This window comes from Nocardioides ungokensis, assembly GCF_013466985.1.
Classification (GTDB): domain Bacteria; phylum Actinomycetota; class Actinomycetes; order Propionibacteriales; family Nocardioidaceae; genus Nocardioides; species Nocardioides ungokensis.
On sequence record NZ_CP059164.1, the window covers coordinates 1,655,169 to 1,669,212 of the forward strand.

Genomic DNA, 14,044 nt, shown 5'->3' on the forward strand with positions numbered 1-14,044 from the left:
CTCGTCGTGGACTCCCTGGGCCTGGGCCACGGCGCTGTGCCTGGGCGCCCTGGTCGCGATGGCGCTGCTCTCCCGCAGGTCCCTGGCCCGCTGGGCGGTGGGGATGCTGGCCGTTCAGGTGCTGGTCCTGGTGCTCAGCCCGTCGTACTTCTCGTTCTACGCGGCCTACCCCGCGCCCGCGCTCGCCCTGGCGTCGCGGGCGGCGTGGCCGTCCTCGATGCCGGGTTCGCCCGAGCACGCACGACAACGGTCGCGCGCGCGGCGCGGGCGCGGCGTCCGGCACTCGTGGCGGTCGGAGTCGGCCTTGCCTGGCTGGTCACCGTCGACGCCGAGACCTCCGTGGGCGTCGCCCTGCCCACCGCGGAGCTGAGCCGGTTGACCGCGTCGAGCCTGCGTGACGGCCGACTCGCCCGTCGACCTCGTCCTCCTCGACGTCCTGAGCCGCGACCTCGCCCGCGGCTGCAGGGTGATGGTCGACGTCAGCGGCCTGACCTACGACCGCGACTCGGCGTCCGTCCAGACCGCCGGCCGGCTGCCCCGCCGCCGCAACCGTGCCTGGCAGCACGACCTCCGTGCCTACCTGCTCTCCGGGGACGCGACCCTGCTGTCGCGCCCGCACGCGGACGGGCTGAGCGCGCACACCCTCCGGGTGATCGACGGGCTCACCGTGCTGGGCCGCGGCGCGGGCTACGAGCTGCTGGCGACCTCGCCGACGGCGCCGGGAGCGGCGACCCACGGCACCCACACCGCCGGGCGGGCCGTCGGCCCGGTGCCCGGCCCGCACAGGAAGGACCGTCATGACAACTGACCGGTCGGAGCTGCAGGACGCGGGCTTCGACATCCTCGAGAAGGGACTCAAACCGGGTGCGCTCGGCTTCCTGTCCAGCACCGTCATCGCGCTGGCCTCGGTCGCCCCCGCCTACAGCCTCGCCGCGACCATCGGCTTCGTCGTCATCACCGTGGGCCTCCAGGCACCCGTCATCATGGTCCTGGCGTTCATCCCGATGTACTGCGTCGCCGTGGGCTACCGGGAGCTCAACGAGGCCGAGCCGGACGCCGGCACGACGTTCACCTGGGCGGCGCGTGCCTTCGGCCCGCGGACCGGCTGGATGGCGGATGGGGGATCGTCGCCGCCGACGTCATCGTGATGGCCAACCTCGCGGCGATCGCCGGCTCGTACTTCTTCCTCCTCTTCAACGCCGACACGGTCGCCGGACAGGTGTTCTGGCCGACGGTGGTCGGGGTGGGCTGGATCGTGCTGCTGACCGCCATCTGCTACATCGGGATCGAGATCTCGGCACGGGTCCAGTACGCGCTCTTCGGCATCGAGGTCCTCGTCCTGGCGGTGTTCTCGGTGGTCGCCCTGATCCGGGTCTACGCGAACAACGCCGTGCACGGCGTCTCCATCCACCCCGCTGTCGTGGTTCAACCCGTTCGACATCCACAGCACCAGCGCGCTCGCCAGCGGCCTGCTCCTGGCGGTCTTCATCTACTGGGGGTTCGACACGGCCGTCTCGGTCAACGAGGAGACGAAGGACGCCCGAAGGACGCCCGGTCGGGCAGCGGTGACCGCGACATTCGTGCTCCTCGCGATCTACGTCGTCGTGACGACGGCGACGCAGGCGTACGCCGGCGTCGGCACGGCGGGGATCGGCCTGGGCAACCCGAACAACGCGACGACGTCTTCTCGGTGCTCGGCCGGGCCGTGTTCGGCGGCAGCGCGATCGGCAGCTTCGCCGTCCACCTGCTCGTCCTCATGGTCCTCAGCTCGGCCGCGGCCTCCACCCTCACCACGATCCTGCCCACCGCGCGCACGACCCTGTCGATGGCGGCCCACCGGGCGATCCCGAGCCGGTTCGCCAGTGTCAGCGACCGCTTCATGACGCCGACCTGGTCGACGATCGGCATGGGCCTGGCGTCGATCGCCTTCTACGTCGGGCTCACCGCGCTCAGCGGGAACGTGCTCGCAGACTCGATCGCGTCGATCGGGCTGCTGATCGCCTTCTACTACGGGATGACCGGCTTCACGGCTCCCGTCTTCTACCGGCACACACTGACCAGCTCCGTCCGCCACTTCCTGGTGCGGGGCGTGATCCCGTTCCTCGGTGGGCTGATCCTGCTCGGTGCGTTCATCCAGGCCGCCCACGACTACTGGCAGGTCGGTCCCAACGCCGACTCGACCACGTCGTGGAAGCTGCCGTTCGCACCGCACTGGGAGATCGGCGGCATCTTCCTGACCGGCATCGGGGCGCTGGTGCTGGGACTGGTCCTCATGGTGATCACCTGGGTGTTCATGCCGGCGTACTTCCGGGGGGAGACGCTCCCAAGCGCACCGCCAAGCAGATGGAGGGCTACGTCGTCCCCGAGGAGCTCCGCGACTGACGCCGGAGGGGCCCGGACCGTCTGGTCCGGGCCCCTTCGGTCGGGAGGCGGTCGATCCGGTCACGCACGGGCCGCGCCGCACGAGCCGCAGAAGCGCGCCCCGGCCTCGAGCGAGTGCCCGCACGACGGGCAGTACGCCGGGGTGGCCACGGTGGCCGTGGCGACGCCGGCGGCCTGGGCCCGGGGCGCCTGGCCGAGGGGCGCGGAGCCCGGAGCCCCGGCGGGGGAGAACCCCGTGGGGACCGTACGGTCCGCGGGCTCGGGTGCCCAGGCCGGGGCGGCCGGAGCGGGCGGGGCTGCCGGAGCGGGCTGGGTGACCGTCGCGATGCTCGGCGACGGGCGCCGGCGCAGGCGGCGCACCAGGAGCACCAGGGCGGTCAGGCCCCTCCGATCGCGGCGACCACGCCGGCCGCGACGGCCGCCCACAGGCCCAGGCGGTGCCGCTGTCGGCCGGCTCCGGTGCCGGCAGGTCCCTGGCCTTGCCGAGGTAGGTCTCGGCCAGGCCGTTGGCCGGCTGGTCCCGCAGCACCTTGGACAGGTCCGCGACCGCGGTGGTCCGGTCACCCTCGAAGTAGGCCCGGATCCCGTCCCGGTAGGTCTCGGTCGTCTGCGAGACGGTGTTGTCCACGCCGGCGCTGTCGAGCAGCTCCTTGATCCGCTCGGCGGGGACGGCGTAGTTGAACGGCTCGCCCACGAAGTGGGAGCTGTTCACGCCGATCACGTGGCCCTCGGCGTCCACGGTGGGACCGCCGGACATGCCGCCGGAGAGCTGGGCCGAGAGCTGGAAGACCGAGAGCAGGCCGTGGGCCACGGTCTTGATCGAGCTGACGTTGCCGGCGTCGAAGGTCGGCGTCAGGTCGGGGTCGGTGAACGAGTCGATGATGGCCGGGTAGCCGATCGCGACCGCGCCGGAGTTGATCTCGACGCCGGAGGTGTCGGCCAGCTCGATGGCGTTCAGGTCGGTCTCGTCGACCTTCAGCAGGGCGCCGTCACCCTCGTCGTACTGCTGGAACGCGAGCACGCGGGCCGGCTTCTGCTTCTGCACCTTCACGCCCGAGACCGAGGCGCCCCACGAGACGCCGACCTCGCGGTCCACGCGGTTGTGCAGCACCTGGTTGCCGTCGCCGAGGATGTCGACGCGGTAGTCGCCGAGGACGTCGTCGACGGTGAGCGCGCCGGGGGTGTTGTAGTAGTGCTGCAGCGCCCACTGGGCGGCCACGCGCCGGATGGCGTCCTTGCCGCCCTCCGGGTCGACGCAGTGGCCGGCGGTGGCGACGTACCCGTCGGGGTTCACCACGAAGCCGGTGCACTGCATCGTCACCCGGAACGGCTTGTTCTGCAGGTACTGGCCGTTGAAGCGGTCGTAGACGTAGCCCGACCAGCTGACGGTCTCGTAGACCACCGACGGCTGGACCAGCGGGGCCACCTGGACCGGCGTCGCCTCGGTCGCGGTGCCCGGCGAGCTCGAGGGAGTGGTGGCGGGGCCGTCGGCGAAGGCCGGACCCGCGAGGGTCAGCGAGGCCGCGGCGAGCACCGCGCCGGAGGCGACGGTGCGGCGGACGAGGGATCGGGTCGTGCGGTTCATGGGGGTCTCCTGGTGGGGTGGTTCCTGACTCACCAGGAGCGTGCGCCGCGCCTCTTGGAGGCGGCTTGCCCTTCACTTGGGGCTGAGTCACTCGGGCCCGAGTCACTTGGGGCCGAGCACCCGACCCCCGCCCAGCGCGCGCAGGGACACCTCAGTTCTCGGCGAGCGTCGCGCGGATCGCCTCGCGGTCGGCGAGCGGCACGCTGTCGCTGACCGCCCAGGTCCAGCCGTTCGAGCGCCCGAGGCGGTGGTAGGACTCCGCGAGCACGGGGTCGAGCCAGCCGGGAGCGCCGGCGTTGCCGAGGGCGATGACCGTCGGCGCCTGCTCCGCCACCCACTCCCCGTAGCCCTGGGTGCCGCCGGGCCAGGTGTCCTGGAGGTAGGCCGTCAGGCCGCCGCTGAAGACCTGGAAGCGCGAGGCGTTGGTCTGCCCGGTCAGGACCAGGGGCTGTGGTGCGTCGACCGACAGGATCCGGGACCCGGGCGGCAGCAGCGACATCACGGCGGCCACGTCCCGGCGCTGCTGGAGGAGCGTCTGGTCGCGCTCGCCGACGGAGTACGCGAAGGACGCCGCCGTGGCCACGCCCACCCAGGCCAGCACCAGCGTCAGGGCGATCCAGGCCTTCGGCAGGCGGCCCACCAGGGCCGCGAGGCCGCCGATGCCGACGGCCGCGGCGGGGAGCAGCACGAAGGCGTCCGGCCAGCTGTTGAACGCCGTCCACGACCAGGCCAGTCCGGCGGCGAGGGCGACGCCCGTCCCGGCCAGCGCGGCCGTCCGCTCGTCGTGGCGGCTGCTGCGACGCAGCACGCCGACGACGGAGAGCACCAGCAGTGCGACGGCGCCGACGAAGAAGACCCACAGCGACCAGCCGTAGGCGTCCCCAGCACCCCCCAGGTCTTGCCGAACCGGTTGAGCAACGGTGCCTGGTGGGTGTACTGGAGGTTGATCAGCAGGAAGTCGTCGAGGAACGTGCGCAGCTCGCCGAGCGCCACGAAGACGGCGACCGTCACCGCGGTCGGGACGAGCCCGCCGATCGCGATGCGGGCCAGGGCGCGCAGCCGGGTGCCGGTCGGCGCGAGCAGCGCCGCGGTCACGGCTGCGGCGAGGGCGGCGAAGAGGGCCGGCTGCCAGGTGAGCGTCGCGAGGGCGACGAAGCACCCGGCGGTCAACCAGCGGCGGTGGGTGACCGCGAGGAGCGCGCAGAGCAGGAAGAGGACCATCGCGGTCTTCTCGCGCGGACCGTACGTGGCGTAGCGGATGAAGCCCTCGAAGCACAGCAGCGCCGCCGCGGTGGCCAGTCCCGCCGGCCGGGACCGGAAGAGGTCCCGGCCCAGGACGTACGCCGTGCCGACGCAGGCCACCGACAGCACCATGAAGAGCACGCGGGCGCTGAGCACGTCGTCGGCGCCCACCCACCTACCGGCGGCCACCCCGATCCCGGGCAGCAGGTGCGCCAGGGGGCCGGCCCGGTTGAGGATCCCCGCGTAGGGAGCAACGCCGTCGGCGACCTGCTGGCCGGCGTACATGTAGACGCCGAGATCGCGCGAGAGGACGCCGTCGAAGCCGTGCAGCACGAAGACGGCGGCGGCCACCACGCAGGTCAGGGCGACCAGCGGGTCGAGGCGGGCGAACCGGCCCCGGAGTGACGGACGCGGAGCAGCCCGGCGACGGATCCAACGACTGCGGGGCAGGACGGTGTCGGGGACGAGGACGCGTGCCTCACCCCCGACACGCTCGGCTCCCCGCAGCACCGTCATGGCACTTCCTAGGGTGCCAGATCGCCGTAGACGTTTTGGTCGAGTCCACCAGATCGGGGACAGGTGTCAGCGGACCCGTTGGTCCGGCACTGGAGCACGTCGGCCCCCTCGCCGGGCTCGGCGCCACCGTCCGCGCTGGTCTCGCGCGCATCGGTGCCGGGCACGGTGTCGCGCCAGTCGGTCCACACGCCGTACGTCCTCGATCCGACGCTGTCGATCCACAGGTAGTCACCCGCGAACGGGACCGCGCGGTTGTCGAACTGCTCGAAGTTCGGGTTGGTCGACTTGTCACTGATCCGGACCGCGGATCCGGTCGGGCCGGACGCCAGGCTGAACGAGGTGCCGTAGGTGTCGAGCGCGTCCTGGACGACGTGCCGGTCGGCGGTGTTGCCGATCGGCTGCGCGGCGCACGTGGTCGCGTCGGCGCAGCTGGAGTCGTTGCGGCTGTCCCACCACAGCACGTGCGCCGTGCCCGCGTTGACCGCGATGTCGGGGAAGATCTGGTGCTGCTTGGTCGGCCGGTTCACCAGCACCGGGTCGGTGTGCGTGCCCGTAGCCCCGTGGAGCACCGTGTAGTAGACCGCCGAGAGCGAGCCGACGCCCGTGCCGACCATCCCGTACGACGTCCCGGTCGGCACGTCGGGTCCGTAGGCGGCGTCGTAGACGATGTGCACGTCCTCGCTGGACTTGTCGTTCTGGTCGGTGGCGGAGCGCGGCGACGAGTCGGCCCGGAAGAAGGTGTAGCCCGACGGGCAGGCGTCGGCGAAGTCACCGCAGTCGCGGCTGCTGCCGTCGCTGTGGGCGTAGCCCTCGAACGTGACGACGTCGGCGGGCTGGGCGAAGGTGGCCCCGCAGTTCGTGCTGCGTGCGTACTGCACCGCGTCGGTCTCGTTGTGCTTGTTGCCGACCGTGGCCACCCAGGTCACGTAGACGTGGCCGTTGCCCGTCACCGTGATCTCGGGGACCTGGACGTCGTGCGTGCTCTGGGTGAGCCGGACCGGGTTGGACCAGGTGGCGCCGTGGTCCGTGGACCGGGACAGGTAGATGTTGCTCGAGGTGTTGGTGAAGCGCGACCAGGCGAAGTAGACCGTGCCGTCGCAGGAGCCACCGGTGCGGTCCACCTCGATGGCGGTCTTGTCGTTGAACTTGCCCAGCGTGTTGGGGGCGGAGGAGCCCCTGGCCACGATCTCGGAGCGCTGGAACTCCTTGCCGTCGTTGGTCGTCGCGCCTCCCTCGCCGCCGGGGTTGCGGTAGGTCGCCACCCAGACGTCACCGAAGGTCTTCTTCGTGCCCGCCGGGTCGTCGGAGCTCTCCGAGCCGGCGAACAGCCTGCCGTGGGTGTCCCAGGCCAGGACCGGGTCGCCGGCGCTGGCGGTGCGGATGTGCGCCCGGCCGGCGTAGGGGCTGGTGTCCCCGGGGTAGCCCGGGACCAGGGAGCTCTGGAAGGACGAGCCGCCGGTGGTGGAGCGGTAGTACCCCAGCCAGATCGGACCCGAGGCGATCGGCGCCCCGTCCGCGTCCACACCGTCGTTGTAGACCCCGCAGTAGTCGTTGGAGCTGCCGACCAGCACGTTGCTGTTGCGCGGGTCGATGGCCACCGAGGGCTCGTTCTGCCGGCCGCGGGACCGCCCGCACTCGGTCAGCGTGGCGTCGGTGTACGGCTGCCCGGTGACCATCGTGTAGTTGCTGGTGTAGCCGCCCCCGACGTCGTTCGACAACCTCGTGTCGCCCGCCGGTGTCGAGGCGGGTGCGGGTTGGGTCATGGTGGCCGCGAACGCGGCGGCGGCGAGTGTGGCGAGAACTGGCGTGAGACGTCGCACGGTGGAAACCCCCTGGTAGCCGAGAAGAGTGCCTTGCGAACGTACGCGCGGACATACGGGGTGCGACTCATCAATTCTGGGTGAGGTTTCCGGCCCGGCATGACACGTGAACCATCCGGACGACCGCGCCGTAGTACCGGTCATGAAGACGAGCCGGCAGCGCCGATCGTCCGCCGGGGGCACACTGGGAGCAGGAGGAGTGGTGGTCGACAACCAGGCCGCGCTGATGCAGCAGCTGCACGACGAGCACGCGTCCGCGCTGTGGGGCTACAGCCTGCGCCTGACCGGCAACGACCGTGCCCGCGCGGAGGACGTGGTCCAGGAGACGCTGCTGCGCGCGTGGCGACACTTCTCGGCGCTCGACGAGGCCCAGGGGTCGGTGCGCGCCTGGCTGTTCACGGTCGCGCGCAACATCGTCATCGACGAGTGGCGCACCCGACGCGCGCACGCGGAGTTCGCCGTCGCGGACGTGCCCGAGGTCGTCGACGACGTCGACCACACCGACCAGCTGCTGCTGTCGTGGGTCGTGGCCGAGGCGCTCACCCGGCTGTCACCCGAGCACCGGGCGGTGCTGCTGGAGTGCTACTACCGTGGGCTGCCGGTGTCCGAGGCCGCGCGTCGTCTCGGGATCCCCGAGGGCACGGTGAAGTCCCGCACCCACTACGCGTTGCGGGCGTTGCGACTGGCACTGGAGGAGATGGGGGTGAGCGCATGAGCTGCGACTTCGCACACCTCGACGGCTCCTACGTCATCGGCGCGCTGTCGCCGTCGAGCGGCGGGAGTTCGAGGAGCACCTTGCAGGCTGCGAGGCGTGCTCCCGCTCGGTGCGCGAGCTGGCCGGCCTGCCGGGCCTGCTCGCCCGGATCGACCCCGCGGTGCTGGAGTCACCGCCCTCGGAGGAGCCGCCGCCGGAGACGCTGCTGCCCTCGCTGATGTGGCAGGTACGCCGCAGCCGGCGCCGTCGTACGTTCGCGACCGCTGGGCTGGCGGCTGCTGCTGCCGCCGTGGTGACGATCGGTGCGGCGGTCACGGTCGGGGTGAACGGGGGAGGGGACACCCCCCAGGCGAACCCGCCGGTGGTCGGCACGAGCACCCCGGGGAGCCGTCCGATGGTCGCGGTGCGGGACGTCGGCATGCAGGCGAGCCTGGCCTTCACCGGGGTCTCGTGGGGCACGCGGCTCGACCTGACGTGCACCTACAAGGCAACGCCGGTCGGCTATCCCGAGCCGCTCACCAGGACGTACTCCATGGTCGTGCACACCCGCGACGGCCGGGCCGAGCAGGTCGCGACGTGGCGCGCCCTGCCCGGCCGGACCATGCAGCTGGCGGCGGCCACTTCGGCAGCGCCGGGTGACATCACCTCAGTGGAGGTTCGCGCGGCGGACGGCGAACCGGTGCTCAGGCTCAAGGCCTGACGACGCCGACCGCTCCTGCAGCAGCACCAGCACGCCGGCGACCACGGCCACCACCTCGGACACCGCCGCCGCCAGGACGTAGCTACCGCGCCACACCTCGTGGACCCCGTAGAGGCCCACCGTGGCGGAGGTGACGAAGGCCCCGAACGTCGAGAGGCCGAAGCCGACCGCGAGCAGGGGCGGGAGCCAGTGCCGCCAGGTGACGAGGGCGACGGCGATCACGAGGCCGGCCACGGCGTTGAGCATGAACGCCGGGCCGATCATGTGCAGGTCGCGGAACCCGTCCAGCCACAGCTTGAGGTGGACGTACGCCGAGACCAGCACCGCCACGGCGGTCAGCATGCGCATCTTCATGGATCTCTCCAGTTCTTCGAGGGTGCGGGTCCAGTCGGGCCCACTGTGTCCACGTCGAACGCGGGCGGGTGGTTCAGACTGGGACTGAACCTTCGGGGGCGGACCGGCGTATGCAGGTCACGACAACCGAGCACGGAGGCAGGCGATGACGTCGAACGAGTCAGAGGGCGGTCTCTCCCGCCGCAAGGTCCTCGTGGCGGGTGCCGGCACGGCGCTGGGCGCCGCGGCGCTGGCCGCCTGCGGCGGTGGCGGGAGCACCGGCTCCTCGACCTCAGCGGGATCAGGTGGCGCCTCGGGGGGTGGCAGCCAGGTGCTGGCCAAGGTGGCCGACGTCCCGGTCGGCGGCGCGGTCTCGGCGACCGACTCCAACGGCAAGCCGGTGATCGTCTCCCAGCCCACCGCGGGTGACGTGGTCGCGTTCTCGGCGATCTGCACCCACATGGGCTGCACGGTCGCCCCGCACGGCAGCGAGCTCCTGTGTCCCTGCCACGGGTCGACGTACGACCTGGCCACCGGCGACAACACCGGCGGCCCCGCACCGTCCCCGCTCCCGAAGGTCTCCGTCAAGGTCACCAAGGGCGAGGTCGTGGAGACCTGAGCCCGCGCCGCTACTCGTAGCGCAGCGCGGTCGCCGGGTAGACGCGCGAGGCGCGCACGCTGGGGAGCCAGGTGGCGAGCACCGAGCAGACCACGACCACGCCGAGGATCACGGCCAGGGCCGACCACGGCGGCACCAGGGCGAGGTTCTCGTAGCCGGGCTGCCCCGCGGAGTCCTGGACGACGTTGAAGGCGACCCAGAGCCCCAGCACGCTGCCGACCACGACACTGACGAGCGTGACGATCAGCGACTCGACGAGGAAGCTCATCTGCACCATCCGCGCCTGGAAGCCGATCGCTCGCAGCACCCCGATCTGCTGGCGCCGCTCGACGACCGAGCGGGCACTGATGACCCCCAGGGCGGCGACACCGATCACCAGGCCGAGCCCGAGGAAGCCGAGGATGAGGTACTGGAACGTCAGCGACGCCGAGACCGCGTCGTGCAGGGCCGCGCTCTGGGCCGTCGCCTGCATGCCGCTGTCCAGGAACGCCGCCTCCAGCGCGTCGGCCTCGGCGACCGGGTCGACCCGTCACGGACCCGGAAGTACCACACGCCGGGCGCGGCCGCGGCGCCCAGCGGCGCGAGGGTCTGCTGCGAGGTGGAGATGCCGAGCATGGCGTTGGGCACGTTGTCGGCCAGGACCCCGATCACCTTGAGGTGCAGGGTCGTGCCGGTCTGGGTGTCGCGGACCGCGACCGGGACGGGGGCGAAGCCCTGGTCCTCGATGTAGAAGCCGTGCAGCTGGAAGTCCGACACCACGCCCGTGCCCCAGTTGGCCCGCCGGGGCACCGAGAATTGGTCCACGACCGCGAGCCCGGGGTGCGCGGCGAGGGCCTTCCACACGGCCCGGTCCGAGCCGTAGCCCGCGGCCCGGGTGGCCATGTCGTAGGTGGTCGTGTCCAGGAAGTTGCGGTCGAGCCCGCGGACGACGTAGCCGACGTAGGACCCGGCGCGTCCGGTCTGGCGCGCGTCCATCGGCACGTAGGACTGGGCGGCGTACCCCGTGATGTCGGCCGGGTTGATGCCGGGAGCCGAGGCGAGCGCGGCGCGCATGTCCCGGATCGGGCTCAGCGGCGAGGTCTGCGCGGTGATGTCGTACCCGCCGCCGAAGGTCTTCTCGTCGTTGAGCGAGGCCAGGAACGACCCGGACGTCGCAGCGCCGGTCACCAGCGTGAACACGACGAGCGTGAAGAGCCCCGCCGTGGCACCGCGGCGGAACCGGTTGCGCAGCGGGCTCGCGATCGCGGTCTTCAGCACCGGCACGGCGCGCGTGGACCGTCCGAAGACCCACATCACGCCGCCGTTCAGCATCGGGCGCAGGTTGTAGACGAGGACCCACGTGGCACCCGCGACCAGCATCAGCCCCACGAGCACGAAGACGTCGAAGCCCATCTTCAGGTCCGGCACCAGCGCCTTGTAGACACTGAACGGCAGCAGGTTCCAGACGAGGACACCCGTGCCGGCCACGGAGTACGCCAGCCGCTCGCTGCCGCCGAGCGACCGGATCGCCGGCACCAGCGCGACCAGCACCAGCGACCCGCCGATGAGCAGGGCCACCGCACTCTTCGACGAGAACGCCGACGCGATCATCAGGGCGCCGGCGGCCACGCAGAGTCCCGCGATCAGCCAACCGTAGCGACGGCGCCGGCGCCGGGGCGGCTGGGGCAGGTCGCGGATGGCGGCGACGATGTTGAGGCGGCTGACCCGCCAGGCGGCGATCGTCACCACCGCGAGGGTCAGCAGGGCACCGAGGGAGAAGGCGACCAGCAGGCTGGTCCACGTGAGCCGGTAGCGGATCGTCACGATGCCGGACTCCGACAGCGCGCCCGCGATCAGCCGCACCATCGCGACCGACAGCGCCAGCCCGAGGACTGCTCCGACCGCAGCGGCCAGCACGTCGTAGGCCGCCCCCTCGAAGACGAACATCTGCACCAGGTGGCGCCGTTGGGTGCCGATAGCGCGCGCGGTGCCCATCTCGCCGCGCCGCTCGGCGGCCAGCATCACGAAGACCAGGAAGATCAGCAGGATCCCGGCGGTGATCGTGAAGGTGCCGAAGGTCGAGAAGAGCGAGAGGAACGTCGCGCCCTGCTGGTCGGCCAGCTTCAGCCCGTCGGCCTTGACCGGGTCGATCCGCAGCCCCAGCCCCGACGTGGTCGGCCGCAGCTGGTCGGTCACCGCGGTGGTGGCGTCGGCGCCGCTGGTGGCGTCTCCGTTGTTGGAGACCAGCACGTGCTGGACCCGGTCGCCCACCCCGAGCAGGCTCTGCGCCCGGTCGAGCGGCAGCAGCAGGGCACCCTGGTCGCTGCCGGTGCCGTCGTACCGGACCACGCCGGCGACCGTGAGGGGCGCCTGCCGACCGCGCACGAAGACGACGAGCCGGTCACCGGTGCTGGCGTCGAGCGCGTCGGCCGCCGGCCTGTCGAGGTAGGTCTGGCCCGGGCCCAGATCGGCGAGGCTCGCGCCGGCACCGGACTCGGTGGTGACCTGCCCGAACCCGGACATCGCCGCGGGATCGGTGGCGAAGAGCGTGAGCTGGGGCTCGTTGGTGCGGCTGGTCGTGTCCTGGACCGCCACGCCCTCGCTGATGCCGGGTGCCGCTCCGTCCACCCCGGGCGCCCGGCGGGCGGCCGTCACGACCCGGTCCGCCTCGGCGCTGCTGAGGTAGCGCGTGGAGGTGGCCTGCCCGAGCGTCGCGATGTCGGGGGCCTTCCCCGACCGGGTCGTGACGATCTCGTCGGTCTGGCCCAAGGAGGTGATGACCGAGGTGCGGACCGTGTTGGCCATGATGTCGCCGAACCCCAGCGCCGAGCCGATGATCATCGTTCCGAGCATCAGCCCACCCACGATGATGGCGCTGCGGCCGCGGCGACGGGTGAGGTTGCGGACCCCGAGCTTCATCAGCACGGTGCGCCGTACGGCGAGCACCCCGATCACGGCGAGCGCGAGGACGAGCAGCACGCTGAGCACCACCGCCAGCGTGTCGACCGGGGCGCCGAAGAGCTTGCTCATGGCCCGGGCGCTGATGCCTCGGCCGTCGGGAGCTCGACCATCCTGACCTCGTAACGGCCACGGCCGGGGGGCGACTTGAAGATCGTCGTGAACTTCTCGAGCACGTCGGCGTAGAAGCCGGTCGTGGCCGAGGCGTCTGCTGCCTCGACGCTGTCCCAGAACGTGATGACCGCGCCGGTGCCCTCGGGGTTGGCGAGGACGAGCACGCCGGCGTACCCGGGTTGCCGGCGCAGGTCGGGGACCACCTCGGACTGGTACACCGCCACCGCGGTGTCGGTGTCGATGCGCATCGTGTCGATCTCAAGCTGGGTGACTCGTGCGTACATCCGCGGGCTCCATTCGTTGTTCGTCGACGACCGCGCCGTCGAGCATCCGCAGGATCCGGTCGGTACGCCGGCCCACGGAGATGTCGTGGGTGACGATCAGGAACGTCAGCCCACGCTCCTGGTTGAGCCGCCGCATCAGCGTGGTGACGCTCTCGGCGGTCTCGCTGTCGAGGTCGCCCGTCGGCTCGTCGGCCCACACGATGGCCGGGTCGTTGACGAGCGCGCGGGCGATCGTGACCCGCTGGCGCTCGCCGCCGGACATCTCCTCGGGCACGTGGTCCGCCCGGTCGGCCAGTCCCACGAGGTCCAGGGCCGCGAGGGCACGAGGTCGGGCCTCGCGCGGCGCCGTGCCCGAGAGCAGGAGCGCCATCTCGACGTTCTCGACCGCCGACAGCACGGGCATCAGGTTGTAGAACTGGAACACGAAGCCCATCCGCTCGGCGCGGTAGCGCGTGCGTGCCCGGTCCGGCAGCTCGGCGAGGCTGACGCCCTCGATGAGGACCTGGCCACCGTCGATCTCGTCGATGCCGGACAGGCAGTTGAGCAGCGTGGTCTTGCCGCAGCCGCTCGGCCCCATCACCGCGACCATCTCGCCGCGACGCAGCGACAGGTCCACGCCCTTGAGCGCGTCCACCCGGACCTGGCCGGTGTCGTAGGTCTTGAGGACCCCGGTCGCGTGGACGATGACCTCCTCGTCGACGAGGGGGTGGACGGTGTCGGTCGTCGGGTGCCGCCGGGATCTCCGCATCACCGTCTCCTCGGGTCGCGGTGTTCTCCTTCGAACATCCGTCGCGCCC

At 71.8% G+C, this 14,044-nt stretch carries 15 protein-coding genes and 1 pseudogene; 6 read left to right on the top strand and 10 right to left on the bottom strand.

The genetic code is table 11. From position 1 onward, the window contains the following. The first annotated feature begins 58 nt into the window (after nucleotides 1–58). From H0S67_RS08140 to H0S67_RS23335, 3 genes are read left to right on the top strand one after another with little or no spacing between them, the layout of a single operon-like run. Nucleotides 59–370, top strand: coding sequence for a hypothetical protein (locus H0S67_RS08140; RefSeq protein ID WP_180936183.1), 312 nt, complete (start codon nucleotides 59–61; stop codon nucleotides 368–370). A gap of 24 nt (nucleotides 371–394) precedes the next feature. Continuing rightward, nucleotides 395–808 carry a hypothetical protein gene (locus H0S67_RS08145; protein ID WP_180936184.1) on the top strand — a complete coding sequence of 138 codons (414 nt, stop codon included), beginning with the start codon at nucleotides 395–397 and terminating at the stop codon, nucleotides 806–808. Beyond that, a complete protein-coding gene (locus tag H0S67_RS23335; RefSeq protein WP_219635572.1) occupies nucleotides 798–1,148 on the top strand; it encodes an APC family permease in 351 nt (116 codons plus the stop codon). Before H0S67_RS08145 ends, H0S67_RS23335 begins: the two co-directional genes overlap by 11 nt. Nucleotides 1,149–2,442: 1,294 nt before the next feature. Here the strand turns inward: H0S67_RS23335 and H0S67_RS27980 are convergent. The 5 genes and pseudogenes from H0S67_RS27980 to H0S67_RS08175 form a co-directional block, all read right to left on the bottom strand. Continuing rightward, a complete protein-coding gene (locus H0S67_RS27980) occupies nucleotides 2,443–2,946 on the bottom strand; it encodes a zinc-ribbon domain-containing protein (protein WP_425489926.1) in 504 nt (167 codons plus the stop codon). A 157-nt stretch (nucleotides 2,947–3,103) separates the two neighbouring features. Further along, nucleotides 3,104–3,967: pseudogene (locus H0S67_RS27985) on the bottom strand (S1 family peptidase); the annotation flags it as partial. Nucleotides 3,968–4,118: 151 nt separating this feature from the next. Further along, a complete protein-coding gene (locus H0S67_RS08165; protein WP_180936185.1) occupies nucleotides 4,119–4,655 on the bottom strand; it encodes a hypothetical protein in 537 nt (178 codons plus the stop codon). Continuing rightward, the gene (locus H0S67_RS08170; protein ID WP_180936186.1) at nucleotides 4,574–5,725 is read right to left on the bottom strand and encodes a glycosyltransferase family 39 protein; all 1,152 of its coding nucleotides are present in this window, start codon (nucleotides 5,723–5,725) and stop codon (nucleotides 4,574–4,576) included. The genes H0S67_RS08165 and H0S67_RS08170 overlap by 82 nt, the downstream gene beginning before the upstream one ends. A gap of 8 nt (nucleotides 5,726–5,733) precedes the next feature. Then, on the bottom strand, nucleotides 5,734–7,545 hold the full coding sequence (locus H0S67_RS08175) for a sialidase family protein (protein WP_180936187.1): 1,812 nt from the start codon (nucleotides 7,543–7,545) through the stop codon (nucleotides 5,734–5,736). A gap of 202 nt (nucleotides 7,546–7,747) precedes the next feature. On the opposite strand from H0S67_RS08175, the gene H0S67_RS08180 reads away from it, so the two are divergent. Together H0S67_RS08180 and H0S67_RS08185 are read left to right on the top strand one after the other, a co-directional pair. Beyond that, nucleotides 7,748–8,260 (top strand): sigma-70 family RNA polymerase sigma factor, encoded by a 513-nt coding sequence (locus tag H0S67_RS08180; RefSeq protein ID WP_281368976.1) that lies wholly within the window; start codon nucleotides 7,748–7,750, stop codon nucleotides 8,258–8,260. 109 nt (nucleotides 8,261–8,369) lie between these two features. After that, nucleotides 8,370–8,960, top strand: a complete 591-nt coding sequence (locus tag H0S67_RS08185; protein WP_180936189.1) for a hypothetical protein — start codon at nucleotides 8,370–8,372, stop codon at nucleotides 8,958–8,960. Here the strand turns inward: H0S67_RS08185 and H0S67_RS08190 are convergent. Next, entirely contained in the window at nucleotides 8,907–9,314 is a 408-nt protein-coding gene (locus tag H0S67_RS08190; protein WP_180936190.1) for a hypothetical protein, read from the bottom strand. The genes H0S67_RS08185 and H0S67_RS08190 overlap by 54 nt on opposite strands. 145 nt (nucleotides 9,315–9,459) lie before the next feature. Between H0S67_RS08190 and H0S67_RS08195 the strand changes: the two genes are divergently transcribed. Continuing rightward, entirely contained in the window at nucleotides 9,460–9,912 is a 453-nt protein-coding gene (locus H0S67_RS08195; RefSeq protein WP_180936191.1) for a Rieske (2Fe-2S) protein, read from the top strand. Nucleotides 9,913–9,922: 10 nt separating this feature from the next. Here H0S67_RS08195 and H0S67_RS08200 read toward each other — a convergent pair whose 3' ends face one another. From H0S67_RS08200 to H0S67_RS08215, 4 genes are read right to left on the bottom strand one after another with little or no spacing between them, the layout of a single operon-like run. Continuing rightward, nucleotides 9,923–10,384, bottom strand: a complete 462-nt coding sequence (locus tag H0S67_RS08200; protein WP_180936192.1) for an ABC transporter permease — start codon at nucleotides 10,382–10,384, stop codon at nucleotides 9,923–9,925. After that, nucleotides 10,330–12,921 (bottom strand): ABC transporter permease, encoded by a 2,592-nt coding sequence (locus H0S67_RS08205; protein WP_180936193.1) that lies wholly within the window; start codon nucleotides 12,919–12,921, stop codon nucleotides 10,330–10,332. The genes H0S67_RS08200 and H0S67_RS08205 overlap by 55 nt, the downstream gene beginning before the upstream one ends. Beyond that, complete coding sequence (locus H0S67_RS08210; RefSeq protein WP_180936194.1) at nucleotides 12,918–13,247, bottom strand: hypothetical protein; 330 nt, start codon at nucleotides 13,245–13,247, stop codon at nucleotides 12,918–12,920. Before H0S67_RS08210 ends, H0S67_RS08205 begins: the two co-directional genes overlap by 4 nt. After that, entirely contained in the window at nucleotides 13,222–13,995 is a 774-nt protein-coding gene (locus H0S67_RS08215) for an ABC transporter ATP-binding protein (protein WP_180936195.1), read from the bottom strand. Before H0S67_RS08215 ends, H0S67_RS08210 begins: the two co-directional genes overlap by 26 nt. Between the last annotated feature and the right edge of the window lie 49 nt (nucleotides 13,996–14,044).

What these genes read in the sequence shown, in the direction of transcription:
- H0S67_RS08140 (WP_180936183.1), top strand. Translation starts at nt 59, where the DNA reads ATGGCGCTGCTCTCCCGCAGGTCCCTGGCCCGCTGGGCGGTGGGGATG.
- H0S67_RS08195 (WP_180936191.1), top strand. Translation starts at nt 9,460, where the DNA reads ATGACGTCGAACGAGTCAGAGGGCGGTCTCTCCCGCCGCAAGGTCCTC.
- H0S67_RS08200 (WP_180936192.1), bottom strand. Translation starts at nt 10,384, where the DNA reads ATGCAGGCGACGGCCCAGAGCGCGGCCCTGCACGACGCGGTCTCGGCG.
- H0S67_RS08215 (WP_180936195.1), bottom strand. Translation starts at nt 13,995, where the DNA reads ATGCGGAGATCCCGGCGGCACCCGACGACCGACACCGTCCACCCCCTC.
- H0S67_RS08205 (WP_180936193.1), bottom strand. Translation starts at nt 12,921, where the DNA reads ATGAGCAAGCTCTTCGGCGCCCCGGTCGACACGCTGGCGGTGGTGCTC.
- H0S67_RS08170 (WP_180936186.1), bottom strand. Translation starts at nt 5,725, where the DNA reads ATGACGGTGCTGCGGGGAGCCGAGCGTGTCGGGGGTGAGGCACGCGTC.
- H0S67_RS08210 (WP_180936194.1), bottom strand. Translation starts at nt 13,247, where the DNA reads ATGTACGCACGAGTCACCCAGCTTGAGATCGACACGATGCGCATCGAC.
- H0S67_RS23335 (WP_219635572.1), top strand. Translation starts at nt 798, where the DNA reads ATGACAACTGACCGGTCGGAGCTGCAGGACGCGGGCTTCGACATCCTC.
- H0S67_RS08190 (WP_180936190.1), bottom strand. Translation starts at nt 9,314, where the DNA reads ATGAAGATGCGCATGCTGACCGCCGTGGCGGTGCTGGTCTCGGCGTAC.